Genomic DNA, 26,075 nt, shown 5'->3' with positions numbered 1-26,075 from the left:
TCTCACAGCGCGGATGGTCGCAAACTTTCTCCTGCCCGACGCGCGTCCATCGAGTGCGGAGGGAACAGCGTCACCAGCGCAGCCCCCAAGAGCGCCCCGGAAAGCACCGCGAATCCGTGTGCGTCGTCGACCGTCACCAATGTTGCGCCGCCGACGACAATCACGACCGTCAGAACAATCTCAGGCATTCGCGGGCGCACCAGAACGCCGATCCCCGCGGCCGCCGCTGCCAGAGCAAGCGTGGCACCGGAGTTGCCTGCGCCGGTCGACGGGAAGACTGCGGTGGTGAGCAAACCGAACAACAGTTGACCGAGCAGGAAGAGAGCCCAGCCACGTGCGGCGCCCCAGAGCCGAAACGCAAGCGGTGCAACCACGGCCAGCGTCGCGAGATTGGTGACAGTTCCTGCGGCCCCTCCGTCCTGAACGAGCACGGAGGTCAGAATGCGCCACCATTGCCCGTCACGAATCAACGCGGGATCACGACGAAACATCTCGAGCAGTCCCGGCATCGCCGCCTGCAAGATGGAAGGCACTGCAACCATCAGCCAGAGGAGAGCTGCCGAGAGTGGGAATTCTCCGAAAACTCGACGACTTTTCAACCACACGAGCATCAGTGCAACCGAGGCAGCAACGACAGCAAAAATCAGTACCGCGTCCAAGCCGCCGGTCCCTGAGGTGGTCACAGCGCGACCTTACATCGGACCGATACCGACATCAGGGAACCTGACACCTGGGAAAGCACACGATTCAGGCGGAGAGGCGCTTTGCTGCCGCGGCGATTCGTTCGTCTGGTGCAGTGAGCGCGATCCGCACGTGCTTGCTCCCGCTCGGTCCGTAGAACTCACCGGGGGCAACGAGGATCCCACGATCGGCGAACCAACTGACCGTCGCTCGACATTCCTCGCCGCGCGTCGCCCAGAGGTACAGACCTGCCTCGGAATTGTCGACGGTGAATCCGGCGCCTCGAACAGCTTCGATCAACACACTACGACGCTCGCGGTACCGCTCGCGCTGGATGTTCTCGTGTTGGTCGTCGCCCAAGGCTGCGGTCATCGCCGCCTGGATCGGTAGCGGCAGAATCATGCCCGCATGCTTGCGCACCTCGAGCAGTTCCGACACCAGAGCCGGATCACCGGTGACGAACCCGGCGCGATAGCTCGCGAGATTGGACGTCTTCGAAAGTGAGTGGACCGCAAGCAAACCGGTCAGATCACCGTCGTTGACACGAGGATCGAGAATGGAGAGCGCATCGGCTTCCCACGTCAATCCGAGGTAGCACTCGTCGGAGACGACGATGGCGCCGCGCTCGCGCGCCCAGGCCACGACCTTCTGCAAGTGCTCGAGGCCGAGCACCTTGCCGGTGGGATTCGAGGGCGAGTTCACGAAGATCATCGCCGCCGACTCGGGACCGAGCTTGTTCAAGCCGTCGGCGCGCAGGACACGAGCACCTGCCAGTTTCGCTGCGACCTCGTACGTCGGGTACGCCAACTCCGGAATGACCACCAGATCGCCGGCTCCGAGACCGAGCAATTTCGGCAGCCACGCGATCATTTCCTTGGTACCGATGGCCGGCAGCACCGCTGCCGGATCGACGTCGGGAATGTTGTAGCGGCGATCCAGTGACTCCGCCACGGCCTCGCGAAGCGCGAGCGTGCCATGAGTCGTCGGGTATCCGGGCACCTCGGCAACAGAGGCCAGAGCCTCCTGAATCACCGGGTCCACCGGATCCACCGGCGTCCCCACGGACAGGTTCACGATGCCGTCGGGATGAGAGTGCGCCTTCGCCGTGACATCGGCGAGCGAATCCCACGGAAAATCAGGAAGCCCAGCGGCCACCGGAGTACGAGACAAGATCTCTATTCCTCACCCATGGGAGGCAGCGCCTTGATGAACGGCGTGTCGTAGTCGACCTTGCCGAGCTTGGCCGCTCCACCCGGTGAGCCGAGATCGTCGAAGAAATCGACGTTGGTGCTGATGTACGCGTTCCACTGGTCCGGGACGTCGTCTTCGTAGAAGATGGCTTCGACGGGACAGACAGGCTCACACGCGCCGCAGTCGACACACTCGTCGGGGTGGATGTAAAGCATGCGTCCACCCTCGTAGATGCAGTCGACAGGGCATTCTTCGATGCACGCCTTGTCCATCACATCTACACACGGTTCAGCAATCGTGTAGGTCACTGCCGATCTCCCTGCCTTCCTGTCGTGCATCGCCGCCGCAACACGCAGTTGCAAGGGGCCGAAAATCCGATACGACTCTCACGTACCGCGGGAACAGCCTATTATCCCCCTGCCGACCGACTCTGAGCAGGCGGGGGTAACACATTTCAGCCTACTGCGGTGATGTTCCTCGACCGAATCGCGATCCACTTCTCCCCCAGAGCGGCCGCGCGTACCAGTGCGCCCCGCTCACCGAGGTAATCCGCCACGACGCCGACCACCGGAATCTTGCCGATGATCTCGTACGGTTTTGTCCGAGACGGCCGCTTGTGCAACTCGTCCGTGATGGCACGAAAAGTCTTGGACGTGCGCCACAACGTTCCGATGAGCGCGAACGGGCGCCAGGTCTCGTCGGCGCCGCCGGCTGATTTCTCGGCGAAGTCCTCTCCGGTGAGAAGCTCTCGAGACTTCGTCTCACGCCGGCACAGCACCGACGCCAGGAGGTCCACCTGCTGATCCCGTTCGGTCACTCCGTGTTCACGGGCAACCGCAACGAGCACAACGGCCTGATTCGCGAAGGCCAGCAGGTCCTGGATCGGCAACCGATTGAGGAGGACGCCGAAGATGCCGGGGAACGCCACGGCAACGGTGTTGAGTGCACCCAACCGGGTCGTCCACCACTTCGAGCGCTGCTCGTCGGTCATCACCGACCACGCCGCCGTCCCGGGGAACTTGACGACGTCGAGGACCCAAGCGGCCGCGTCCAACACCATCGCAGCAGCGTTTCGCTCGGGATCGGTCGGCTCGAACGTCCGACGCTTGATACCGAGCGGATCGCTGTAGGCGAGGTCGAGAACCGGGTTGATCCCCCACACCGCTCGATCGAGAACCTCGACGACCTTGCGGTCCCCCAGTACGTCAGCCATCAGGCAATCACTCCTTCGCGTCGTGCATGTGTGGTGGTTCGTTCGCGTGCCGGACGTCCGATTCCCTCGGCGATGGCGCGCAGTTCTGCGACGGTCTTCTCGGAACCGTGTTCGGAGCCGGCCATCCGCGAGATCGTCTCTTCCATCAGCGTTCCGCCGAGGTCGTTGGCGCCGCCGTTGAGCATCATCTGCGTTCCGGTGATGCCAAGTTTGACCCAGCTGGTCTGGATATTGGGTATGCGGCCGTGCAGCATGATGCGTGCCAACGCGTGTGCAGCGCGGTTGTCCCGATTGGTCGGCCCTGGCCGGGAAGCGCCCGCCAGGTACAGGGGCGCGCTCTGGTGAACGAACGGCAGCAGCACGAACTCCGTGAATCCGCCTGTACGGTCCTGGATTCCGCGAAGAACGTTCAGGTGCCCGACCCAATGGTGCGGCTGATCGACATGCCCGTACATCATCGTCGAACTCGACCGCAGCCCCACCTCGTGGGCCGTGGTGACCACTTCGATCCATTCCGCCGTCGGCAGTTTGCCCTTGGTGAGGATCCAGCGCACCTCGTCGTCGAGGATCTCCGCTGCCGTACCGGGAATGGTGTCCAGGCCCGCCTCACGAAGGGCCGTCAGCCAATCCCTGATGCTCTCACCACTGCGCGATGCACCGTTCACGATCTCCATCGGAGAGAACGCGTGGACGTGCATCGACGGCACGCGCTTCTTGACGGCCCGGACCAGGTCGGCGTAACCGGTGACGGGAAGTTCCGGATCGATACCGCCCTGCATGCACACCTCGGTTGCGCCGGCGACGTGCGCTTCCCACGCACGGTCGGCGACCTGCTCTGCCGACAGCGTGAACGCGTCGGCGTCACCCTTGCGCTGCGCGAACGCACAGAATCGGCAGCCCGTGTAGCAGATGTTGGTGAAGTTGATGTTCCGGTTCACCACGTAGGTGACGTCCTCGCCGACGGCATCCTTGCGCAGCGCATCCGCCAGTGCCACAACGGCTTCCAGGCCCGGGCCCTCCGCCGTGGCGAGGGCCAGGTACTCGTCGTCGGAACATCCGGCCGGGTCGCGTTCGGCACTGCGGAGCGCAGCCAGCAGATCGGTGTCGACGCGAATCGGAGCACTGAGCTCGAGAACCTGTTCGCGCACGGTCTCCCAGTCGCCGAACGCACTGCCCAGGTCACTGCGGGTCTCGGTGTTGCGCCCGTCCGTGTCGATCTCGGTATTGAGATCGACGCGTCCGCTCGATTCCCACGACTCGTCCGGTTCCTGCCACGGCCGACCCACCGGCTTGGTGTCGGGCAAGGCGAGACCGGTCTTGGGATCCGCCAGCGCCTGCACGTGACCCGCAATACGCGGATCGATCCACGGAGCCCCGGCCAGGACATATGCCGGCTGAGCCGCAGTGCGTTCGGTCAGCGTGAAGCCGCCCTCGGCGCTGATCTCGGCCAAGGTCTCGAGATTCGGCCAGGGACGCTCGGGGTTGACGTGATCGGGGGTCAACGGTGATACCCCGCCCCAGTCGTCCACGCCTGCGCCGAGCAGCGCGAGGCACTCGCTGTTCGAGACGAGATTCGGCGGACTCTGGATCCGCATCGTCGGCCCGAGCAGCAGGCGTGCGACGGCGATGGCCGCGAGAAACTCGTCGAGTCCAGCATCAGGCGTATTGCGCATCGCGGTATCGGGCTTGGCCAGGAAGTTCTGAATGATCACTTCCTGGATGTGGCCGAACGCCTTCTGCGACTTGCGTATCGCCATGATCGACTCGGCACGTTCGAGGAAGTTCTCCCCGATGCCCACAAGAATTCCGGTGGTGAAGGGGATGTTCAGTCGGCCTGCGTCGGTCAGGGTGCGTAGCCGAACCGCCGGGTCCTTGTCCGGGCTGCCGTAGTGGCATTCGCCCTTGTCGGTGAACAGGCGGGTTGCGGTCGTCTCGAGCATCATGCCCATCGACGGCGCAACGGGCTTGAGCCGCGAGAGTTCCTGCCAGCTCATCACACCGGGATTGAGGTGCGGGAGCAGTCCGGTCTCCTCGAGTACCCGGATCGACATCGCACGCACATAGTCGAGGGTGGAGTCGTAGCCGCGTTCGTCCAGCCATTGCTTGGCTTCCGGCCAGCGAGCCTCGGGGCGATCCCCCAGCGTGAACAACGCTTCCTTGCAGCCCAATTCGGCGCCTGCCCGGGCAATGTCCAAAACCTCGTCCGGTTCCAGGAACATGCCGTGCCCAGCGGCACGCAGCTTCCCCGGCACCGTGACGAATGTGCAGTAGTGGCACTTGTCCTGGCACAGACGGGTCAGCGGAATGAAAACTTTCCGCGAATACGTCACGGTGTTCGGCCGACCCGCTGCCAGCAGACCGGCATCGCGAACCTTGGCCGCCGAAGAACACAGATCGGTCAGATCGGTTCCCCGTGCCTGCAGCAGCGTTGCCGCCTCGTCGACGTTCAGGGTCGCTCCGTCGCGTGCACGACGGAGAACTCGCCGCATCGCCGACGCTGACGGGCCGGGCGACGGACTGGACGAGGCGGACGCGGAAATACCTGGCATCGGAAGCATGGTGGGTTTGCCGGAGTCATCACCAGTTCGGTTCACCTAGCGATCATGCGCCATGTGGGACGACTAGTGCCACCCGGTGCCAGAAGTAGGAGGCCTCACCGCCCCGACACCGCCTCGATCACGACGGCCGGTAGTCGTCGTCGACCGCAACCTCGACTCGTTGATCCACCACGTCAGCCACTGGCGCGTCGAGCGGAATGTCGGTCAGATCGGGTTCTTCAGGGGCGTTCGGATCTACGGGTGTCGATTGTTCGAGCGCATCTGATTCCGGAGCCTCCGGGTCGAATGTCGCATCTTGTTCGGTCATCACGTGCTCCCTTCGCGGTCGCCACACTCCACGATAGGGCCGATGTCGACAGATCGCCCCTCACTCGACCAAAGTAGTGCCCATGACTGCGCCGCAACCGCTGACCATGGCCGACCCCTTATGGCGACCCAGCACCAAAGCCCCGAGGCTGTGGGCAATCACTGCCTCACTGTTCTGGGTACCCGTCATCGTCGCCGAAATCGTCTGTGCCGTCTTGATACCCGGAATCCCGTCCTGGGTGGTCGGCACCGTATTCGCAGTCACCGTGCTCTTCGCTGCCACCTACATTCTGATGGTCCCGGCGTGGCGGTATCGGGTCCACCGATGGGAGATCAGTGACACCGCGGTATACACCCGCACCGGCTGGTTCACCCAGGAGCGACGCATCGCACCGATCTCGCGCGTGCAGACCGTGGACACCGAGCGCGGACCGATCGACCGCATGTTGGGTCTGGCAACCGTCACGGTCACGACAGCGTCGTCGGCCGGGGCCGTGAAGATCTCCGCACTCGACCAGGAAGTCGCCGACCGCACGGTGGCTCAACTGACGGAGATCGCGGGTACCAACGTGGGAGACGCGACGTGAACGAGAAACAGTTGGGCGACCCGACCGCGATCGAGATCCCGGTAGAGGCGGAAACGGCAGCTGCCGAGGCCGCGGAAGAGGAACAGCCCTGGCTCCGCCTCGACCGACGCATGCTTCTGGTCCACCCCGTCAACGAAGTCGTCAAACTGCTCCCGGTCCTACTCGTCTCCGTAGTTCTCGGCAGCCAATCCGGAAACCACTGGTGGGGACTCGGCGTCGTCACTCTGCTCGTCATCTTCGGTTTGTTGCGGTATTTCACCACCACGTACCGAATCGGACCCGTCCACGTTCAACTGCGCACCGGGGTCTTCCAGAAAAAGCTGCTCTCCGTCCCGCGTAGCCGCATCCGATCCGTCGACGTCGAGGCCGGGGTCATGCACCGGTTGCTCGGACTGTCGATCGTGCGCATCGGTACCGGCCAGCGCGCCGGGAGCGGCCACGATTCGAACAAGTTCGAGCTCAACGCCCTGTCGACCGCCCTGGTTCCGGACCTACGCGCCGCACTGTTGGCCGGCGCCCAGCAAGCACGGCGACTGGAAACCCCGGGCACGCCGGTCGAAAGTATCACCGAACCGGTCGACACCGAAATCGGTCACTGGGAACCGAGTTGGGTTCGCTACGCCCCCTTTTCGTTCACCGGAATCGCCATCATCGCAGCCATCATCGGCATCTCGTTCCAATACGGCATCGGCACTGCCGTCGCGAAATCCTCGGCAGTGAGCGACAGCTTCGACTCACTCGAGAGCCTCGGCATCGCACTGATGGTCGTCATCGCACTCGTCGTGCTGCTGGTGCTGTCGAGTGCACTCGCCTGCGTCCAGTACCTGATCGCGTTCGGCAACATGAAACTCACCGACAACGGCCGCATCCTGCATGTCAGTCACGGCCTGTTGAAGACTCGGCAAACCACACTCGACCGCGCCCGCCTCCGCGGCACGACGCTCAAGGAACCGCTCCTGCTGCGATTGGCCCGCGGCGCGCGGCTCGACGCCATCATGACCGGGGTCAGCGCCGAGAAGAAGGAATCTTCGCTACTGCTCCCGCAGGGACCGCGCAGGGAAGCCGAGCGAGTGATGGCCACCGTGATCGGTGACTCACGCCAGGCGTCCGCCCCGCTGATCCCGCACGGCCCGGCCGCGCGGCGTCGCCGGTACACCCGAGCACTGTTCCTCGCCGCGGTGGCGTTCCTGGTCTGTGTGGCGTGCGCGGCTTCTGGACTCGATGTACCGATCTACGCGTGGTTCGGGGTCGCCGTACTCGCCATCGGTGGCACCGCCCTCGCCTTCGACCGATACAACGGCCTCGGCCACGCAGTACTACCCGGATGGTTGATCACCCGAAACGGCTCGCTCGATCGCCAGCGTCACAGTCTCGAATCCGAAGGTGTCATCGGATGGACGGTGCGCGAGACGTTCTTCCAGAGGCGCGCGGGAGTGGCAACCGTCGTCGCCGCGACGCCCGCCGGCACCGGAAGCTACGAGGTGATCGATCTCCCCGCCGAGAACGCGTGGGAATTGATCGAAGCCGTCACTCCGGGCGGTGGCGACGTGTGGGCAGGTCGTCGATGATGAGCCTCGCCAGCGAACCGAGACGCGATCGCTCGGGCTGGATGGTCGGAACACCGAGGAGTTCCAGCGGAGCGGCCGTGACCGGTCCGACGCAGTAGGTCGGTACCGGTCCGCGCATCGCTGCGACGAACCGCTCCAGCTCGCCCATTTCTTTTGCCGTGCTGAGCATCGAGGAGACCGCGGGGGCACTGGTGAAGGTCAGCGCGTCGATCGCACCGGAACGAACTGCAGCGACCAATGCGCGGACCGGCGACTGATCCGGCGGCCGGATCCACCGATAGACCGATACCGGAGTGACAACCGCGCCGATGTCGGCGAGGGAGGCGCTCAGGTCCGTCAACGGCTCCCATTCGGTGATGGTGCCGTGCAACTGGACTGCGATGCGCAAGCCTGCCACTCCCTCGCTTCCGAGATGTGCCAGAACTTCCTCGGACGACTCACCCGAAGGCGACCATTCCTCGCGCAGTCCGGCGCCTCGGATGGCGCCCGTCGCCTTGGGGCCGCGGGCGATGATGCGCGTGTGGGCGAGAGCCCCGAGGAACTCCTCGGTCAAACCCCACGAGGCGACGGCGTCGAGCCAACCCCTGAAGCCGATCCCGGTACTGATCACGACCAATTCCGGAGGATCGGCAATCAAAGCGGACGTCTGAGTCCTCAGGTCTCGATCGTCCACCAACGGCAGCACATGGATCACCGGTGTCCGCACGATCTCCGCGCCTCGACGTTCGAGGAGCGTCGCAAATTCTTCGACACGCCGTTCTGCGGTCAAGGCGATAGTCGCACCCGCCAAATCATGTTCAGCCACAGGCTGAGTGTCCCTTATGCACGGGTCAGTTTCCTACGCGCGCGCCGAGAACTATTGCGAGCTGAGGGTGGCGAGTCTGTTGATCACCACTTTGAAGAGGAAAACGGCGGCCGGAGCGATCGCACCGACCAGCAGCAGGAAGGTCAGAGGGGACGAAAGCACGAGTACGTCGCCGCCGGGGCCGCCCACCATGCACACCAAGAACCCGACGATCCAACCGGCGAGCGGCAATGCGGCCCTACCCGGCGTCGTAACCGTGCGGGCGGCGATCACCAATACGAGGTTCGCGGTCGCGGCTACGAGAATGCTGATGGGAAATGCCGTCGTACCGAGATGAGTCGGCAAGAACAGGACGGACAACACCGCGCACAAGAACCCGTCGAAAATCAGGACGCCGAGGATGACAGGGTCGAGCCACGACAGCGACGTTCCTGTCGAGGCGTCCGTGTTGTTCTCGACCGTCGTCATGGTTTTGATAGTGGTCTATCGGTCGTCATCGCGCGAGCGCGGGGTCCCTCCCGACAAGCACCCCGGCTCGCGCCCGAAAAGCACGAAGCTGATCAGGGAACCGGCGGGAACCCGAGCAGAGTCAGCAAATGACTCTGCTGATCTGCGAATGCGTAGAGCGACCCGTAATACAAGTCGTGGTAATAACCAGCCATCGGACGCAACGAATCGACGAAGGCGACGATCTGGTTCTGCAGGTCCCAGTTGTACATTTCTTCAGCCCCCAGGCTTTGCTGTTACCGAAAGGACCACCCATCCGGTGACACGCATCACACACCACTACGGCGTCGATCGCAATGCCTGAGAGCCGACGCCCAGGTCAGCTGTGCAGCCCGCCGAACAGATCGCGCTCGCGGCCGTCCTCACCCACCGGACCGAGCGCGCCGGCGGCCAATACGAAATGCTCGACCGTCAGGATCGGTTGGACCACGTTGTTCGACAATGCGAACTCGGCTCGGCTCGGGGCTACCGTCACCTGAGTGGCGTGGGCGCTGAATGCCCTCGCCTTCGCATCGATGACGCCTCGAACGTCGATTGCCGTCGTCACGTCTGCGTCCTCGACACTCGGCAATTCCCCGGGCTCGGGCAGACGCCAGTTCTCCGGGAACTCGGAAATCGCCGCGATGCCGCGTTCGAGTCCGCTGCGCTCGGTCACGGTCCAGTAGAACTTCGGAGTCGACCACGGCTCGCCGGTCTCGGGATACGCGGTCGTTCCTGCAGCTTCGACCGCCGCTGTCGTGATCGCGTGCGCCTGGATGTGATCCGGGTGCCCGTAGCCGCCGTTGGGGTCGTACGTGATCACGACGTGCGGCCGAATCTCACGAATGACGGCGACCACCGCGCCGACTGCTTCGTCGAGTCGAGCATTGACAAAAGCACGGGGATTGGCGGCCGAAGGTGTGCCGATCATTCCGGAGTCGCGATACCGACCGGCACCGGCGAGGAAGCGAGGAGCGGCACTGCCCAGAGCCGACAAAGCAGCGCTCAGTTCCGCGATCCGGTAGCCACCGAGTTGATCGGCCTCGGAAGCCACGAGCCCGGCCCACGCATCACCGATCACTTCGCCTTCCTCCCCCAACGTGCAGGTGAGGACTGTGACCTCGACGCCTTCGGACGCGTATCGCGCGATGGTGCCACCGGTGGTGATCGTTTCGTCGTCCGGATGTGCGTGTACCAACAAAAGCCGCTTCGCCGACGCGGTCACTTTTCCACCCTCACCCAGTCCGTAGCGTTTCCGAATATCCCCACCTGCACCGGCCCGTCGAGGACCACGCCCTCGACTCCGGTCCCGACCGCGACCAGCGCTCGGCTCTGCACGATCGGCAAAACCGCCGCAAGATCCCACAGCTTGGGTTCCGCATCGGCGATCAACGACCCGAGATCCCCGATGCCACTGAGCGCTTCGTCGATCCGACCTTGCAACGCCGGATCACACAGCCCGGACAGGTTGCTCGGAGCCTCGACGCTTGTCGTTCGGATGGGCTCCGGTGTCTGCGACGGCGTCGGTGCGGGCACTGCCGAACTTGTTGCCGGAGTGGAAGGTGCGCTCGGGCAACTGAACCGCGAGGCCAGCGAAGTGGCCGTGTCGGCGCCTGCCCGGCTCCAACCGACGATCATGTCGACGCGTCCTGTCGTCAGGTCCTCGCCGTAGAGTTCCTCCGGCGCCACCGATTCGACGGTCGCCAGGATTCCCACGTCACGCAATTCGTCGGCAGCGGTGTTTGCCACGGCGATCGCGATGTCGTCGTTTTCGGGAGCGCCGATCAGCAGTGTCAACTGGGCGCCGTCACGGACGATCGATCCGACCGTTCCAGTGCCCGTGACGATTCCGGTGGGCGGTGCCGTCAGGTAGCCGGCTGCGGTCAGCTCGCCCAGTGCTTGCTCCCTGGTCGGTTTCGGCGGCGCGGTGGGCGCATATCCCGGATCCGACGGAGCGAGGATCTGAGCTTTCACCGGGGCGGACGCCGATTCACTCCCTGCCGCCACCACGGCGAGCAGGTCCGGATCGAGCAGTCCCAGAACACCTTTACGCACCCGAACATCTGCGAAGTTCTTGCTTCGCCCGTTCACGTTGATGTCGAGAGTGCGCGGAACGTAGGAGAATGCCGTCCTGACACCCGGGATTGCAGACAGCTGAATATCCGTGGCACTACCCGAATGAACCTGCGCCACTTGGGCATCGTCGGTACGCAGCGCATCCGCCAACTGTGCAGCCGTTCCTCCGCGTCGCAGAACTATCTGATCCGGGTCTGAAGGCTTGCCCCAGAATCGGTCGTTGCGTTCGAGCACGATTTCGTCCCGGCCGCGGTCGACCGAGCGCACGTGAAAGTGGGCTCCCGACACCGGAATCCCCTCACTCAGGCCGGTGCTGAAACCGCCGGGAGTGTCCTTGATCAGGTGGGACGGAAGAATATCGGTGAACAACTCTCGCCATGCCGGATACGGCGCACGCATCACGACGTTGACCGTTTTGCCGCCGCCGGACGAGTTCACGTCGTCGATCATCTGATAGCCCGCGGGATTGACCACACCGGGAACCGAGATCATCTGCTGCCACAGGTAGCGAAAGTCTTCTGCCGCAATGGGAGCGCCGTCCGACCATTGGGCTTCGTTGCGCAGTTGGTAGCGAATCGTGAACGGGGCCTCCGACGTCACTTCAGCGGAAACGAGGAAAGAATCGTCGATCGCCCACTCCGTCGCGCCAGGTTGTGTGGGCGAATTGATCGGGCGAAACGCACTGGGCAGTACGAGGTTGCCGACTGCGGAGTTGACCGGCGACTGATCCGCGAGCAGGTGCGGGTTGAATCCGCCTCCCACCTCGTCGATTGCCACAGTGACCTGCTTCATCGCCGGAACGACCGGAGTCGGTGTGGGCTTGACGGTTTCGGTGCTCTCGACCGGAGGCGGCGGATCGGCTGTACATGCAGTCAGTGACAACGCCGTCACTGCCACTGCCAACGCCAGGTAGCGACGTCCTGAGGCCACAGACAATTCCTTCCGTACGGGGCCGCGTCGCCCCTTTGCACTCGATTCCCTGGCAGATCTTTCGCCTGGAAACCATGAAGGCGAATGTACCTTTCCGCCGAAAACTCGGCTGAAAGGCACATCCGCCTGTCAGGTTGTAACCGACGAAAGACTACAGAGCAGCCTTGTCGCGTGCCTTGCTACGTGAACGCTCGCGAGCGCGCTCGGTTGCGTTGAGGTGCACCTTGCGGACGCGGACGTCCTCCGGGGTGACCTCGACGCACTCGTCGCTGGAGCAGAACTCCATCGCTGCTTCGAGTTCGAGCTTGATCGGCTTTGCGAGGGTCTCCATCACGTCTGCGGACGACTGACGCATGTTGGTCAGCTTCTTCTCGCGGGTGACGTTGATGTCGAGGTCTTCCTGACGCGGGTTGATACCGACGACGTGTCCCTCGTAGGTGTCTGCGCCGGGCTCGACGAAGAAGGTTCCGCGGTCGGCCAACTGGATCATGGCGAACGGCGTCACCGTGCCGGAGCGGTCCGAGACGAGCGAGCCGGTGTGGCGCGCACGGATCTCGCCGGCCCACGGGCCGTATCCGTCGAACACGGCGTTGGCGATACCGGTTCCGCGGGTTTCCGTGAGGAAGTCCGTACGGAAGCCGATGAGGCCACGCGAAGGAACGATGAACTCCATGCGAACCCAGCCTGCGCCGTGGTTCGACATCTGGACCATCTTGCCCTTGCGGTTGGCCAGGAGCTGCGTGATGGCGCCGAGGTACTCCTCGGGGCTGTCGATGGTCAGCTCTTCGAAAGGCTCGTGAACCTTGCCGTCGACGAGCTGCGTGACAACCTGCGGCTTACCGACGGTGAGTTCGAAGCCCTCACGACGCATCTGCTCGACGAGGATGGCGAGCGCGAGCTCTCCACGACCCTGGACCTCCCACGCATCGGGGCGACCGATGTCGAGGACCTTGAGCGAGACGTTACCGACGAGCTCCTGGTCCAGGCGGGACTTGACCATGCGTGCAGTCAGCTTGTGACCCTTGACGCGACCGACGAGCGGTGACGTGTTGGTGCCGATCGTGACCGAGATTGCCGGCTGGTCGACGGTGATGCGGGGCAGTGCGACCGGGTTCTCCAGATCGGCGAGGGTGTCGCCGATCATGATGTCCGGGAATCCTGCGACGGCGCAGATGTCACCGGCGACGGCGACCTCACCGGGAACGCGCTCGACACCGATGGTCGTGAGGAGTTCGGTGATCTTGGTCTTCGTGACGACGGGCTCGCCGTCGACCTCGCGGCACCAGGACACGGTCTGGCCCTTGCGCAGCTCGCCGTTGTGGATGCGAACGAGTGCGAGGCGACCGAGGAATGCGGATGCGTCGAGGTTGGTGACGTGAGCCTGCAGCGGTGCGTCGACCGAGCCCTTCGGCGCGGGGACGTACTCCATCAGCACCTGGAAGAGTGCGGTGAGGTCCTCGGCGTCGGGAGCCTTGCCGTTCTCGGGCTGCACGGTCGATGCCTTGCCTTCGCGACCGGACGCGTAGAGGACGGGAAGTTCGAGTGCGAGCTCAGCGGCTTCGGCGGCCTCGTCGGACAGGTCCGATGCGAGGTCGAGGAGCAGGTCCTGAGCCTCGGTGACAACCTCTTCGATGCGGGCGTCGGGGCGGTCCGTCTTGTTGACGACCAGGATGACGGGCAGCGAAGCGGCGAGTGCCTTGCGCAGCACGAAACGCGTCTGCGGCAGGGGTCCCTCGGAAGCATCGACGAGCAGGACGACGCCGTCGACCATGGACAGGCCGCGCTCGACCTCGCCACCGAAGTCGGCGTGGCCGGGGGTGTCGATGACGTTGATGACGGTGATGGAACCGTCTTCGTTGACCTTATGTACTGCGGTGTTCTTCGCGAGAATGGTGATGCCCTTCTCGCGTTCGAGGTCGCCGGAGTCCATAACGCGATCGACCAGCTCGGCGCGCTCCTCGAACGCGCCGGACTGACGAAGCATGGCGTCGACGAGGGTGGTCTTGCCGTGGTCGACGTGTGCGACGATGGCAACGTTACGGAAGCTGGTGATGGTCACGCGATGGCTCTCCTGGCTGAGTTGATTCGGCCACGCGAAAGTCAAGTCGCACGGCTCTTCTGGTGGCCGCTGCACGAGTGTGTGATCCGAATCAGGGCACGAATCGCCTGAGAAGGCACCGCGGCCTAGTAAATACTACTCGCTCCGGGCTGATACTCCTGCATTGTGCGGCCTCTATCACCGCCCCCACCAGCGAATAGTGATCTGCACCACGCCGATGCGCGTAGGATTACGACCTGGAGAAACAGGTCATTTAAGGGTACGCTAACCTCGTTCCAAGAGCGGGCTCTCCGCCGTAGTGAAACAGGAAAGCCGCAGCGTCACATGGGAAAAGTCAAGGCAAGCAAGGTCTCGCAGCTCAAGCCGAAGAAGAAGTGCTGCCGCAAGAAGACGCGGTGCATCAAGTGTCCCGTCGTCATCATGCGGATGAAGAAGCTCGAGAACGAGGGCGCATCCAAGAAGGAACTGAAAGCGGGTCTCAAGAAGGCTCGTGCGGCGTAAGCGCGCTCAATTCCGCGAGTAACTCGGGGATCCAGGCTCGATCGTTGTCCACCAGATCCATCGACAACAGTTCTTCGGCGTCGACCCATGTCAATTGAGCATGGTCGAGCGCGACCGGTTCTCCCGACACCAACTCCGCCCGGTAGGCCCGCAGGACCAACCCCGGCGACAGTGGCACGTCGACACCGATTCTGGCGCCGCATCTCACCTCGACCGCCAGTTCCTCGAGCAGCTCCCGCGCCAACGCGTTCTGTGGCGATTCGAATTCTTCGACCTTCCCGCCCGGCAGCTCCCAACGACCGGCCAAAGCCGGCGGACTCGTCCGCTGCGCGAGGAGCAGCCTTCCCTCGCGGAAGATCGCACCGGCGACAACTTCCCGATCCCTTGCAGGTGCATCACTCATCGCACCATGATGGAGTATGGCCACTTTGTTGTCCGACTCCGCGATCCAAAACGCTCTCGACGAACTGCCCGCCTGGCAACTGTCGCCAGGGTCGATCACTCGCACGGTCGACTCCGCGACATTCCCGGACGCCATCGCACTTCTTCAACGCATCGCGGCAGTCGCCGAGGCCGCGGATCATCATCCCGACATCGACGTTCGCTGGCGAAAGGTCACGTACACGCTTTCGACACACTCGGCGGGCGGTCTCACGGAACTGGACTTCGACCTTGCCCGTCGAATTGACGTACTCGTCGACGATTCGGTCCGTTTCGACTGATCTTCGAGTGAACAAACCTCGCAATCTGACGTAACAGTTGCATCAACTTTCACATAGATCACTTCAGTCACAGGTATGGTCGCCGTAAATCACGATCGAGGCCGGTCATGCCATAGACTCCCCCCGGTGCGTAGCTGCTCAGCAACTGAACAGCTGTACAACCCGGGGGCTCTGTACATAGAGTGACCCCTCGAGCCGTCAAACGCGGAGCTCGCCTAGGCGCCCGCGCGGTATGACTAAGGATGGGGAAACAGTGCTTCGAACCCGAGGTATGCGAAAGGCGTTCACCGCCGTCGCTATTGCCGCAGTAGCAGGACTGGCATTGCCGGCACACGCAATGGCCGATCCGGCAGCACCGCCCGCACCCGAAAGTGTGCCGATCGAGTTCCTCGCATCGTTTGCGCCCGCCATCATCGGCGCCGCCGCAGGTCCGGCCGATGTTGCAGGCGGACCGCAGCAAGCGTTGCTCGACCAGGCTCGCGCGATCCTGAACTCCCCAGGCATTCCGCCCGAGATCAAGGCCACCCTCGAGAAGGTCATCACCTTCCTCGACGGCAGCGGCGGCGGCGGACCGGCGATCCCGGACGAGAACGCCCCCGTCATCGCGCAGTTCCTCTACCCAACGCTTGGCAAGGGCTGCATCTCGGCCACCGCCGATTCGGTCGGAACCGCACTTGCCGTTCCCGGCCCGGCTCACCTGCCTCCTCCCGGTCCCGCTGCCGGTCAGGCCGGATTCGTCTTCACCGCTCTCGGTACGGCTCCCGCCGTCGACGACCAGCCGGTGCCGATGACCGTCACCTGGGTCAACATCGACAACCAGCGCAGCGCCACCCAGAACTTGACCAACGCCGCACGCATCAACCCGGACGGCCCAGCCACTCTGTCGGCTATCGCCGATACCGGCCCCGGACGCGTTCTCTCGGTGATCAGCGGTTCGCTGACCACCCAGCCGGAAGGCGCAGATCGCATCACCTGCAGCTTCCTTCCGACCGTGGGCATGTTCGCGGTAGCTTGATCGAAGTCTTGTGAAAGGGACCCACCGAATTTCGGTGGGTCCCTTTTGCATCTCCGATCACCGTGATAGACCCGATAGATGGGACATCTACGAGTGGACATCACGCACGGTCGTCCAGAGAAGAAATCCGGCCCAGACCAGTCGATACGGTCACACAAGTCGACGCGATCGATACTGTCCATCCGATCCGAGGGGTCCATTCTCTCGATCGGATCGGCGTACTCGATCCTGTCGATCGGTAGCGTCGGCTCTTTTCTTTCGATCGGAAGCATCGGGTCTACGGCGTCGGTCCTGAGTTCGGGCTCGTTCGCCAGTCTCGGGTCCGCGCTGTCCGGTCTCTCACGTTGGTCACTGCTCTCCTGGCGTGGAAATCATGCAGCCCCCGAAGAACACCCGAAACTTGTTGTCATTGCGCCGGAATCGGATTCGAGCGATCCGGACCGCTCACTACGATCCGTCTCGCACTCTCAGACCTGATTCGGTCGCGGCCATTCGCGGCCTTCCAGCGCTTCGACCGAGGTATTGAATTGCCGCAGTAGGTCACCGAGCGCGAGACGCTGCTCCGGCGTCCACTCGCGGAGGACCTTTTCGACACCGGCTGTCGAATGTTCGCGATCAGCACGAAGTTTCGACAGCCCCTGCGCCGTCGGCCGGACCTTTCGCGCGAGCCCTCCGTCCGGATCCTCCACTCGCTCCACCAAGCCCTGACGCCTCAGCGCCCCGATCTGCCGGTTGATCGTGGAGATGTCGAGCGAGAAAGCGCAGGAGAGTTCCTTGAGGCTCATGGGATGTTGCAATTCCAGTCGACCGAGCAGTAGATACGCCGACCGGTCCAGATGAAGTTCGGCCCGTTGTGCGAGCGCGTGGTAACGCGAGAGCAGAGTCAACTCGTACTCGATATTCACCAGATCAGGGTCCCGGTCCATCCTCATATTGTGCAGACTACACACGATGTGTAGCGTGCACACTGGGGCGAACGCACCAATCAGAACACGCCATGGCGGGAGCCGCATGTCCGTTCACGCAGGGTCGTCCAATGTCGACGAGAAAATCCCCGACACGAACTACGCATCCTCGGGTCCAGTGCTCACCGTTCTAGGACTGTGCGGAATCGTCGTCGCCTTGATGCAGACGCTGGTAGTCCCCATCATTCCGCAATTGCCGCACCTGTTGAACTCCACTCCCGCCGACACCTCGTGGGCGGTCACCGCAACACTCCTCGCCGCCGCGGTGATCACGCCGATCAGCGGGCGCCTCGGCGACATGTTCGGCAAGAAACGAATGCTGCTGGTCAGTCTCGCGATGGTCGTTCTGGGCTCGGCCATCTGCGCGATCGCACCTTCACTGATCGTGCTCGTTGTCGGCCGTGCACTTCAAGGAGCATCGGTCGGGGCAATTCCATTGGGCATAGCCATCATTCGTGACGTTCTTCCACCGAAGAAAGTGGCCGGCGCGATGGCGGTCATGAGCGCCACCCTCGGCGTCGGCGGTGCGATCGGACTGCCGATCGCCGCGGTGATCGCCCAGAATGCCAACTGGCACTTCCTCTTCGTCACATCGGCAGCGTTCGGGCTGATCTGCATCGCACTGGTTGCGTTCGTCATTCCCGAATCGACCGTACGACGCCCGGGACGTTTCGACTTCGTCGGTGCGCTCGGCCTCACCGTTGGTCTGATCACCCTGTTACTCCCCATCACCAAGGGCGGAACCTGGGGATGGGGCGACGCGAAAACCCTGGGGCTCCTTGCGGTTTCCGCGCTCAGCTTCCTGGTGTGGGGATGGTGGGAACTTCGACGCAACGCACCGCTGGTGGACCTCCGCGTATCGGCCCGGCCGCAAGTTCTCTTCACCAACTTCGCGTCGATCGCCGTCGGTTTTGCCATGTACGGCAATTCCCTGACGCTCCCCCAACTGCTCATGGCACCGACGTCCACCGGTTACGGACTCGGACTGTCCATGGTTGCAGCGGGGCTCGCACTGGCCCCCGGCGGACTCGTCATGATGGCGCTCTCGCCCGTCTCCGCTCGAATTTCGGCTTGGCGCGGCCCGCGAATCACGTTGATGCTCGGCGCCCTCGTCATCGGATTGGGTTACGCCTTCGCATATTTCACGGTGTCGAGCGTCTGGCAGGTCGCCGTGGCCGGAATGTTCATCGGAGCGGGCGTCGGGCTCTCGTACTCGGCCATGCCGGCCTTGATCATGGGCGCAGTCCCCATCACGGAATCTGCAGCCGCGAACGGACTGAACTCACTGATGCGATCGATCGGCACGTCGACGTCTGCCGCGATCGTGAGCGTCGTCCTGGCCGGAATGACCATCACCGTCGGCACCGCAGTGATCCCCTCGTTCGAGGCGTTTCGTGCCACGTTCCTGATCTCCATCGCCGCCGCCGTCGTGACGATGGTGTTCGCCGGGTTGATTCCCAAACAGAAAGTCTCGTAAGGGAATCAGCCCGGCGGAGGACTCACTTCTCCGAAGAGCCTTCGATGCTGCCCGTCTGCAACTTCGACAGAAGTGTGTAGATGAAATTGATGATGATATCCACGTGGTGCCCTCTCACATAACGGGTCCCCGACCCGACAACGACGGTACCGCAGAACTCTTCTCCATCGAATCGCCGACAATCAATTCTGCAACGTGTTCTAATTTGAGGCGACGACTACCCGAGGAGCCTTTCATGACCTGGACACGCACCGAACTCGAAGACGCCTTCGCGGGTTACCAGAACACCGTTGTCGAGTGCACTCGTTCCGGCGATTGGAACGCCTTCGCGGACATGTTCACCGAGGACGTCGTCTACGTGGAACACGCTTTCGGCACCCTCAATGGCCGAGAGGCCGTACGCAAGTGGGTCACTCGCACGATGACGGAGTTCCCGGGGCACCGCATGACCGAATTCCCGGCCAACTGGTTCGTGGTCGACGAGCAGCGCGGATGGATCGTGTGCGAGATCGACAACCCGATGGAGGATCCGGGTGACGGATCCAAGCACGGAGCCGCCAACATCACGATCCTGCATTACGCCGGCAACGGACTGTGGTCTCGCGAGGAAGACGCCTACAACCCGATGAACTTCCTGTCGATGGCAAAAGCATGGTGCCTCGCCGCGGAAGCGGCGGGCACCCTCCCCGACGACGCCAAGGCATGGCTCGCCAAATTCGGCGCTATGGTGCGATAGATCCTGTCGGCAACGAGGATCCGACCGGCTGAGCCGGACCGACCGCACCGGCCAACGACCACTGCCCGTAGTCCCGAGTGAGGATCGAGTTCAGATCCACGCCGACGCCGTCGACCTTGCGCTTGTCGATCTCGAACTGATGCAGGTTTGCCCGCGGGTGCACATACCCTGCGGGCGAGCCCCAATTGTGCTGCCAGAACCAGGTTCCGACGCCGGCACTGATCATTGCGTCGATCACGCGAGTGTTTCCGTAGACGCCGAGCGCTCCGTTGCCGACAACCGAGGCCCACCCCTCGAGGTACGGCGTGATCAGCGTAGTGATTTCAGTAGTGGTCGGGTTGTCGTCGATCGACGCGTAGATCGGCCGACCGGACGGCCCACCAGCCGCCGCATGTAGTTCGAGGCCACGGGCAGCATGACGCTTGCCCGCTTCGCGGGCCCCGCGCCAGTCCGCCGTTCCGCCCTTGCCGAATTGATAGCAAGAAACGACTTGAAGTCCGGCCGCGGTCAACGCGTCGGTTTCCCGCGCCAGTACGGGCTTGCCGACCATCCAATCGGCGCCCGGGCGCCTGTCCGAGACGTATCGAATGGCGCCCGCATACCCGGCGGCCTTTATCGCCTGAGCGGACGGCACACCGGCGGCGTAATCGAGCAGGGTCCCGAGCGAACCGGCATTGGCCACCGACGTCGTACCGCTCAATGCAGCGAGTCCGGCAGCCGCCGATCCAGCCGCTGCGTACTTGAAGAGGTTTCTTCGCGAGACGTGCACAAAGCTCCGATCATCGGCGTGTCCCGCTCGAAGTGGCGGGCAGGCAAGCTATCTTCTTTCGCTCGCATTCCACCACAGTCACATCATCCCCGCCATGCACTTGGCCAACATGAGCCACATTTGCGACAAATGGGCTCGGTGCCCACTCCACCGCGCAGCTCGACGAAACAGAGAAGTGCCCCCGCGCCACAGGCTCGGGGGCACTTCTTGCTCTGCGGGACTTACTCTGCCGACAGGCCTTCAACGCTTCCGGAGATGAAGTCGAGGAATCCGAAGAGGTCAGCGAAAGCGCCGAGGAAGTCTGAGATGTCGCCGAAACCGATAGTAGGCATTGATATTGCTCCTGTCAGTGATGAACTGTCCGTGATGGCGGGCCACTGGCTGGCTGCCGGGGCTAACACTAGAGCCCTTCCGTTACTTTTACGACACCGAATGTGTCCGGGACGTTACATTTCAGGCCCGCTCGACTGACCTGATATCCACAGGTAACAACCAGTCACGGTGAACAATTTGTCACCATATTGCGCATTCCTGACAAAATTCGAACATGGTTGCCGAGAGCAGTTATCGTGCAGCATCACCGCTGTACCGGTGCGGCAAGAACAGAGGGCTCGACTTCCCCACCCTGAGAGATTCGCCGTCAAAGTCTCTTACTTGCGAATCGATGCCAAATCTCCCCATCCAGGGCACATTGCATCCTGAGCGTGTGCGCAATTTTTCAGCCATAACTTCGGTTAGCGAGATCTTTACGCCGAAACGACCGTCCCGACGGTCCGCGAGACCGTACCTATCGGTCGTCATGGTGACGCTATTCACACTGATTTGAGGAACTCCCGGCACCGATAACAACCGGATCTCGACACCGATTGGACGTTCGAGGGCACAGTGGAGTTCATGAACCTCACAAAGAAGAAGTCCTGGAGTGAGCTGTCACCCGCGCAACGCCGCGTCGTCGCCGTGCTCGCAACGATTCAGTCCCTGTTGGCGATCGCCGCGTGGACAGACCTGGCGCGACGCCCTGCCAATACGGTCAACGGCAGCAAGAAGAAGTGGGCGGCGATCATCTTCGTCAACTTCTTCGGGCCACTCACCTACTTCCGCCGAGGCCGGATTCAGTCGAAGTAGTCCCAGAACTGCAGCCACTTCACCGACGCGAAGAGCGTCAGAGTCACTGCGTACACCGCAATTACCGCCGCGACGCCGCGCCAGTTGGTGCGGGGAACGGCGCCGTCGACCGGGTCCAGCCAATGACGGAACCATCTCGTGACCGTCGGCATCAGGAACCACGTCATGGCGCCGACGCTGACTATCTGGCTCAACCACATCGACAGCCACGGCGGCGCTCCGATCCCGTCGAGCAGCGGCCCGAGAAACCTCGACAGCGTCATCACCGTCGGATAGAGGACGAGCAGGATGATCATCGCCGTCTTCCAATTCGGCGTCGCGCGAGTCTGCCCGTTCTCCGTACGCAGAATGGTGCCGAACGGTGTCGACCGCGTGGTCTCGGTGAAGTCCTCGGCCAACTCGGCCCGCAGTTTCGGTAGTGCTGCGGCCCTCTCGGGCGACGCCATCCACACCGCCAACTGCTGCTCTGTCCGAAACCGAAGGACGGACTTCCACTGGGTGGAGTCGGTGACCGACCGCAACAACATCACCGACTCGTAGCCGGAGAATCGCGAACTGAGATCGATGAGGTGTCGTTGCGTTCGCAGAAACTCGTTCTCCTTACCCACGACGACGGCGTGGTCGTACACACCGATACCGGGCGGCGGCAGCACGCCGTCGATCAGAACGAGATCACTCGTCTGCGCCAGAATTCCCGTTGCAGCAGCTGATCTTTCGAGATCGCGGCGATCAGTCGACTCCAGCCAACGATGAAGATCGTCGGCACTGTCGAAAGTGACGGACACGCCGTGCGACACCGGTTCCGGTTGATCACTGATGCCACAGCTCAGGTAGCCGTCGAATCGACCGGCGGTCTCGGCCGCACGCTCGACCCACGCCCGGAATCCCGAACTCGTTCGGTGGTACCCGGTGATGGCAGTTGCGGACACGTCAGCCCGATATCCGGCACCCTTGCACGTACACGTGCGCAATCGCGGGCTCGCGCATCGCCATCAGGAGCCCGAAGAGCGTCTGGTCGCGGGCGAGTATCGGATCATCCGAACGCGTTCCGTAGTTGACGAGCCCGGCGAGCGGCGGCCACCCGGACGGATCGATCACCAGGAAGTCGGCCTCTTTGCCCTCGTCGAAGTTGCCGATCCGGTTCTCCATGTCCAGCGCGCGAGCACCGGCGAGTGTTCCGGTGAACAGCAGTTCGGCAGGGTGCATCGACACTCCGTCGTCTCCGGCTTCGGAGATGTGAACCTTGAAGGCGTCGCCGAGGACTCGGGTGAGCAGGCACTCGTCGCCGCCACCGAAGTCCGATCCGATCGCGATGTTGACCCCTGACGCAACGGTTCGTTTCCACGGCATGGTGCCGGAGCCGAGAAACTGCTGGGACGTAGGGCAATGTGCGATCGAGGTTCCGGTCTCGGCCATTCGTGCGAGTTCGGAGTCCTGGCAGTGCACCGAGTGCGCGAGTATCGCGCGTGGACCCAGGAAGCTCTTTCCGCCGACCTGTGAGCCGGGGAGGAACTTGCCGTCGTACGTGTCGAGATAGGTCTCGACCTCGTACTCGGCGAGTGTGGTCGCCACCTCGCCGGTTCCGGGCCGATTGTTCTCGTTGAGATGACTGTGGAAGTAGACGCCCCGGTCACGGACGGAGTCGTACAACTCCCCCAAGTCCTTCAGCGTCCGTGTTGTCACCGCGAGAGAGAAGCGGGGAACCACTGCGACGTGAATGAGCGCAGTGTTCACGTCGCCGGTGTCGGCCGCGTGCCACTTGTCGATCTCCTCGCGGGTGAGTCTGATCGCGTCCTCTTCCGAGGTGATCAGCGCGGCAGCGGAGGCCGGGCCGGTGGTCTGAATCCCACGTCCGCTGACCACTCGAAGGCCGCGTTTCAGAGTTTCCGAGAACAGGGCGTCCTGCGCGTGCGGGAAGGCCGATCCGAACACCATCGCGGCCGTGGTTCCCGTGGCGACTCGGCGAGCGCAGAAGGCCTCGGCAGCGTGCTGGGCGAATTCCGGATCAGCGAATCTCGATTCGGAGGGAAAGACGCACAGGTCGAGCCACTCGAGGAGTTGGCCGCCGCCGTAGGCGTCGCCGGCGTAGGTCTGCGGGAAATGAATGTGTGCATCGACGAATCCGGGCAGCAGGAAACCCGGTCGGTGGTCGTGGGTTTCAGCGCCTTCGAGACCGCTCGGGAGTGATTCGAATTCTCCGCAGTAGACGATCGTTCCGGCATCGTCGATCGCCAGGACGCCGTCAGGGATCGAGACGAGCGACTGCGCCGCATCCTCTACCGTCGGACGACCGGAGATGTGGAAGACATGGCCTCGATGAAGGTGCGTCACTTACTGAGCAAAGCACAAAACTACCCGGCGCCGCGCGGCGAATGCTGTCCTTTTTGTCAGATATTGGGATCAAGCAAGAGTTGCATGCCAAACAAGAGCCGCAGCCAGCGCACCTGCACCGTTCAACGACCAATGCAGAGCAATCGGCGCAATGAGGCTGCCGCTGCGATGACGAAGCCAGGTGAAGACGAGACCGGCCGCAGCGGTGGCGAGAACAGCTCCGAGGATGCCGGCGACCTGGCCGACGACTCCGGTACCGAGAAAGCCGGACAGCCCTTCGTTACCGCTGGTCAAACCCATCGACGACGCGATGTGCCACAGTCCGAACATCAGAGAACCGGCAGCGGCGACGCCGCGGAATCCACTGACCCGGTTCAACGTGCCGTGCAGGACGCCACGGAAAGCCAACTCTTCGGGAATGACGGTCTGCAGCGGGATCACGATCATCGACGCGATGATCGCGCCGGAAATAGTGGCGTAGCGATCCGCCATGAAGAAAGGACGTGTGAGCGGAAGCAGAGCGCCGACGGCGACAACGGTCAGCACCAGGCCGACGGCAGCAAGCGCGTACTTCGAACCTCGCCGCAGGTCACGAGGGGACAGCCCCAATTCCGCCCACCCCATTCCCCGGCGCTTGGTGAGCGCCAACAGGACGAGAGCAGAGATGGGTACCGTCGCGATGCTTGCCCAGGCGGTGGTGAAATGCGCGATCAGATTGGTTCCCACCAGCACCACGATCACAACAGCGATATCCACGTATGCATGCATCCGCGGAAAACGAGGAGCGGTCGCTTCGATCTCCACTGGGCCGCCGCTCGTTAGCTGAAAGTTCACTTTTTCCAGTGTACTGACGCACGAGAACTGCCCGCCACTGTTTGCGAACACGCTCACAGTGACGGGCAGGTCCCGAAACAGCTCTGATCAGGCGACGAGCGTGCTCGCAAACTTCGGAACGGCGTTGTCGATTGCGTAGGTCAACCCCGGTACCGAGCCACTCGAGAACGCATTGACGAGTGCCGGGTCATCGAGGATCAACAGATGTCCCTCCTGGGCCGACGGGATTGCGCGCAGTAGCGGATCGTTCGCAAACGCACTGCTGTCGAGGAAGATCGGGAACAGCACGGTCAGGTCGGCGTCGAACAGATTCAGGTTCTCGTTGGCAACCGGGATGTAGAAGTTTCCGGTGGCTTTTTCGGTGATCGCCGTCGGGATCGTGAAGCCGAGACGGGTCATGAAGTCTGCGCGTGCGTCGCCGGGTACGTACGCGCCGTAACCGTCGGTACTGTAGGCGCCGACGGCCGCTGTCTTACCCGCAAAACTCGGATTGGCGGCAATTGCAGCGTCGAACTTGGCGTCGAGGCCGGACAGTAGCGCCTTTCCTTCTGCTTCCTTGCCGAGAGCCTTCGCGACGAGTTCGGTCTGCTGCTCGACCGTCGTCCCGTACGCAGTGGACAGACCCGGCGGCGGCCCGACCGTCGGCGCGATGGCGCTGAGCTTGTCGTAGGTGGCCTGCGTGTTGTCGCTTCTCGTCCACAAAATCAGGTCCGGGTCGAGAGCAATGACGTCCTCGATGCTCAGGTCCATGGTTCCGAGGATCTTCGGGTCCGTGGTGAACTCGTCCGCAATCCAGGGTCCGACGCCCTTGCCACCGAACGCCATCCAGTCCGCGACGCCCACTGGTTGAGTGCCCAGAGCGAGTGCCGTCTCGGCGTCCGACCAACCGAGCGCGACGACGCGCTCCGGGTTGGCCGGGACCTCGACGTCACCGAACATGGTCGAGACGGTTGCTCCCGCCTCCGCGGGTGCGTCAGCGCTGTCGCTGCTGCAGCCGGCAAGTCCGGCGACGGCGAGCGAGGCCGCCAAGGCGGTGACTGCAATCTTCATTCGAGAGACTTTGATTCGCATGGTTACCAGCACTCCTCCAACGCTCAGCGAGAATTAGGGAAGGCTAGCATCAGCTAACGAAGGCTGTCG

General features: G+C 63.1%; 28 protein-coding genes. 9 read left to right on the top strand and 19 right to left on the bottom strand.

The window, feature by feature from the left end:
• Nucleotides 1-2: 2 nt before the first annotated feature.
• From RhoBH5_RS29915 to RhoBH5_RS29890, 6 genes are all read right to left on the bottom strand, one after another.
• On the bottom strand, nt 3-683 hold the full coding sequence (locus RhoBH5_RS29915) for a hypothetical protein (RefSeq protein ID WP_007726255.1): 681 nt from the start codon (nt 681-683) through the stop codon (nt 3-5).
• A 64-nt stretch (nt 684-747) separates the two neighbouring features.
• A complete protein-coding gene (dapC, locus tag RhoBH5_RS29910) occupies nt 748-1,851 on the bottom strand; it encodes a succinyldiaminopimelate transaminase (RefSeq protein WP_065351201.1) in 1,104 nt (367 codons plus the stop codon).
• 5 nt (nt 1,852-1,856) lie between these two features.
• Nucleotides 1,857-2,180: a ferredoxin gene (fdxA, locus tag RhoBH5_RS29905; protein ID WP_003945248.1), complete on the bottom strand. Its 324-nt coding sequence runs from the start codon at nt 2,178-2,180 to the stop codon at nt 1,857-1,859.
• 146 nt (nt 2,181-2,326) lie between these two features.
• Complete coding sequence (locus tag RhoBH5_RS29900) at nt 2,327-3,085, bottom strand: hypothetical protein (RefSeq protein ID WP_003945247.1); 759 nt, start codon at nt 3,083-3,085, stop codon at nt 2,327-2,329.
• Nucleotides 3,085-5,643, bottom strand: coding sequence for a bifunctional FO biosynthesis protein CofGH (locus RhoBH5_RS29895; protein ID WP_116058071.1), 2,559 nt, complete (start codon nt 5,641-5,643; stop codon nt 3,085-3,087). Before RhoBH5_RS29895 ends, RhoBH5_RS29900 begins: the two co-directional genes overlap by 1 nt.
• A gap of 118 nt (nt 5,644-5,761) precedes the next feature.
• Nucleotides 5,762-5,950: a hypothetical protein gene (locus RhoBH5_RS29890; RefSeq protein ID WP_003945217.1), complete on the bottom strand. Its 189-nt coding sequence runs from the start codon at nt 5,948-5,950 to the stop codon at nt 5,762-5,764.
• 82 nt (nt 5,951-6,032) lie between these two features.
• Here RhoBH5_RS29890 and RhoBH5_RS29885 point away from each other — a divergent pair, with 82 nt between their 5' ends.
• On the top strand, nt 6,033-6,536 hold the full coding sequence (locus RhoBH5_RS29885) for a PH domain-containing protein (RefSeq protein ID WP_007726268.1): 504 nt from the start codon (nt 6,033-6,035) through the stop codon (nt 6,534-6,536).
• Nucleotides 6,533-8,104: a PH domain-containing protein gene (locus tag RhoBH5_RS29880; protein WP_082239048.1), complete on the top strand. Its 1,572-nt coding sequence runs from the start codon at nt 6,533-6,535 to the stop codon at nt 8,102-8,104. Before RhoBH5_RS29885 ends, RhoBH5_RS29880 begins: the two co-directional genes overlap by 4 nt.
• Here RhoBH5_RS29880 and RhoBH5_RS29875 read toward each other — a convergent pair.
• The 6 genes from RhoBH5_RS29875 to typA form a co-directional block, all read right to left on the bottom strand.
• Nucleotides 8,064-8,909, bottom strand: coding sequence for a uroporphyrinogen-III synthase (locus RhoBH5_RS29875; RefSeq protein ID WP_003945251.1), 846 nt, complete (start codon nt 8,907-8,909; stop codon nt 8,064-8,066). The two genes, RhoBH5_RS29880 and RhoBH5_RS29875, sit on opposite strands and share 41 nt — an antisense overlap.
• Before the next feature lie 51 nt (nt 8,910-8,960).
• Nucleotides 8,961-9,377, bottom strand: coding sequence for a hypothetical protein (locus RhoBH5_RS29870; protein ID WP_270009201.1), 417 nt, complete (start codon nt 9,375-9,377; stop codon nt 8,961-8,963).
• A gap of 92 nt (nt 9,378-9,469) precedes the next feature.
• Nucleotides 9,470-9,628 carry a hypothetical protein gene (locus RhoBH5_RS29865; protein WP_003945210.1) on the bottom strand — a complete coding sequence of 53 codons (159 nt, stop codon included), beginning with the start codon at nt 9,626-9,628 and terminating at the stop codon, nt 9,470-9,472.
• Nucleotides 9,629-9,735: 107 nt separating this feature from the next.
• Entirely contained in the window at nt 9,736-10,620 is an 885-nt protein-coding gene (mshB, locus tag RhoBH5_RS29860; RefSeq protein ID WP_270009200.1) for an N-acetyl-1-D-myo-inositol-2-amino-2-deoxy-alpha-D-glucopyranoside deacetylase, read from the bottom strand.
• Entirely contained in the window at nt 10,617-12,401 is a 1,785-nt protein-coding gene (locus RhoBH5_RS29855) for an ABC transporter family substrate-binding protein (RefSeq protein ID WP_030536226.1), read from the bottom strand. The genes mshB and RhoBH5_RS29855 overlap by 4 nt, the downstream gene beginning before the upstream one ends.
• A 151-nt stretch (nt 12,402-12,552) precedes the next feature.
• Entirely contained in the window at nt 12,553-14,460 is a 1,908-nt protein-coding gene (gene typA, locus RhoBH5_RS29850; RefSeq protein ID WP_007726276.1) for a translational GTPase TypA, read from the bottom strand.
• Between the two features lie 324 nt (nt 14,461-14,784).
• On the opposite strand from typA, the gene RhoBH5_RS29845 reads away from it, so the two are divergent.
• Nucleotides 14,785-14,961, top strand: a complete 177-nt coding sequence (locus tag RhoBH5_RS29845) for a hypothetical protein (protein WP_003945207.1) — start codon at nt 14,785-14,787, stop codon at nt 14,959-14,961.
• On the opposite strand, the gene RhoBH5_RS29840 is transcribed toward RhoBH5_RS29845, so the two are convergent.
• Nucleotides 14,939-15,364, bottom strand: coding sequence for a (deoxy)nucleoside triphosphate pyrophosphohydrolase (locus tag RhoBH5_RS29840; RefSeq protein ID WP_007726279.1), 426 nt, complete (start codon nt 15,362-15,364; stop codon nt 14,939-14,941). The genes RhoBH5_RS29845 and RhoBH5_RS29840 overlap by 23 nt on opposite strands.
• Before the next feature lie 16 nt (nt 15,365-15,380).
• Here RhoBH5_RS29840 and RhoBH5_RS29835 point away from each other — a divergent pair, with 16 nt between their 5' ends.
• The 3 genes from RhoBH5_RS29835 to RhoBH5_RS29825 all read left to right on the top strand — a co-directional run bounded on the left by RhoBH5_RS29835 (nt 15,381) and on the right by RhoBH5_RS29825 (nt 17,175).
• On the top strand, nt 15,381-15,683 hold the full coding sequence (locus RhoBH5_RS29835) for a 4a-hydroxytetrahydrobiopterin dehydratase (RefSeq protein WP_003945236.1): 303 nt from the start codon (nt 15,381-15,383) through the stop codon (nt 15,681-15,683).
• A 271-nt stretch (nt 15,684-15,954) separates the two neighbouring features.
• Entirely contained in the window at nt 15,955-16,698 is a 744-nt protein-coding gene (locus tag RhoBH5_RS29830) for an Rv1157c family protein (protein WP_270009203.1), read from the top strand.
• A gap of 78 nt (nt 16,699-16,776) precedes the next feature.
• Complete coding sequence (locus tag RhoBH5_RS29825) at nt 16,777-17,175, top strand: hypothetical protein (RefSeq protein ID WP_042448789.1); 399 nt, start codon at nt 16,777-16,779, stop codon at nt 17,173-17,175.
• Here RhoBH5_RS29825 and RhoBH5_RS29820 read toward each other — a convergent pair.
• Nucleotides 17,166-17,624, bottom strand: a complete 459-nt coding sequence (locus RhoBH5_RS29820; protein WP_003945257.1) for a MarR family winged helix-turn-helix transcriptional regulator — start codon at nt 17,622-17,624, stop codon at nt 17,166-17,168. The genes RhoBH5_RS29825 and RhoBH5_RS29820 overlap by 10 nt on opposite strands.
• Nucleotides 17,625-17,709: 85 nt before the next feature.
• Here RhoBH5_RS29820 and RhoBH5_RS29815 point away from each other — a divergent pair, with 85 nt between their 5' ends.
• A complete protein-coding gene (locus RhoBH5_RS29815; protein WP_054188751.1) occupies nt 17,710-19,140 on the top strand; it encodes an MFS transporter in 1,431 nt (476 codons plus the stop codon).
• 235 nt (nt 19,141-19,375) lie between these two features.
• A complete protein-coding gene (locus tag RhoBH5_RS29810; protein ID WP_007726289.1) occupies nt 19,376-19,876 on the top strand; it encodes a nuclear transport factor 2 family protein in 501 nt (166 codons plus the stop codon).
• Here RhoBH5_RS29810 and RhoBH5_RS29805 read toward each other — a convergent pair.
• Complete coding sequence (locus RhoBH5_RS29805) at nt 19,863-20,645, bottom strand: DUF1906 domain-containing protein (protein ID WP_030536231.1); 783 nt, start codon at nt 20,643-20,645, stop codon at nt 19,863-19,865. The genes RhoBH5_RS29810 and RhoBH5_RS29805 overlap by 14 nt on opposite strands.
• A gap of 894 nt (nt 20,646-21,539) precedes the next feature.
• Between RhoBH5_RS29805 and RhoBH5_RS29800 the strand changes: the two genes are divergently transcribed.
• A complete protein-coding gene (locus RhoBH5_RS29800) occupies nt 21,540-21,770 on the top strand; it encodes a PLD nuclease N-terminal domain-containing protein (RefSeq protein ID WP_007726301.1) in 231 nt (76 codons plus the stop codon).
• On the opposite strand, the gene RhoBH5_RS29795 is transcribed toward RhoBH5_RS29800, so the two are convergent.
• The 4 genes from RhoBH5_RS29795 to RhoBH5_RS29780 all read right to left on the bottom strand — a co-directional run bounded on the left by RhoBH5_RS29795 (nt 21,758) and on the right by RhoBH5_RS29780 (nt 25,985).
• The gene (locus RhoBH5_RS29795; protein WP_007726302.1) at nt 21,758-22,699 is read right to left on the bottom strand and encodes an antibiotic biosynthesis monooxygenase; all 942 of its coding nucleotides are present in this window, start codon (nt 22,697-22,699) and stop codon (nt 21,758-21,760) included. The genes RhoBH5_RS29800 and RhoBH5_RS29795 overlap by 13 nt on opposite strands.
• 1 nt (nt 22,700) lies before the next feature.
• Nucleotides 22,701-24,101, bottom strand: a complete 1,401-nt coding sequence (locus tag RhoBH5_RS29790; RefSeq protein ID WP_270009198.1) for an amidohydrolase family protein — start codon at nt 24,099-24,101, stop codon at nt 22,701-22,703.
• A 69-nt stretch (nt 24,102-24,170) separates the two neighbouring features.
• Nucleotides 24,171-24,869, bottom strand: a complete 699-nt coding sequence (locus RhoBH5_RS29785; protein ID WP_020908494.1) for a CPBP family intramembrane glutamic endopeptidase — start codon at nt 24,867-24,869, stop codon at nt 24,171-24,173.
• Between the two features lie 153 nt (nt 24,870-25,022).
• Nucleotides 25,023-25,985: an ABC transporter substrate-binding protein gene (locus RhoBH5_RS29780; protein ID WP_231915195.1), complete on the bottom strand. Its 963-nt coding sequence runs from the start codon at nt 25,983-25,985 to the stop codon at nt 25,023-25,025.
• Between the last annotated feature and the right edge of the window lie 90 nt (nt 25,986-26,075).

Origin of the sequence: Rhodococcus sp. BH5 (assembly GCF_027583855.1) — a bacterium.
Classification (GTDB): Bacteria; Actinomycetota; Actinomycetes; order Mycobacteriales; family Mycobacteriaceae; genus Rhodococcus_F; species Rhodococcus_F qingshengii.
The sequence above is the reverse complement of the archived record's forward strand: the minus strand, read 5'-3'. Positions and strand labels throughout refer to the sequence as shown.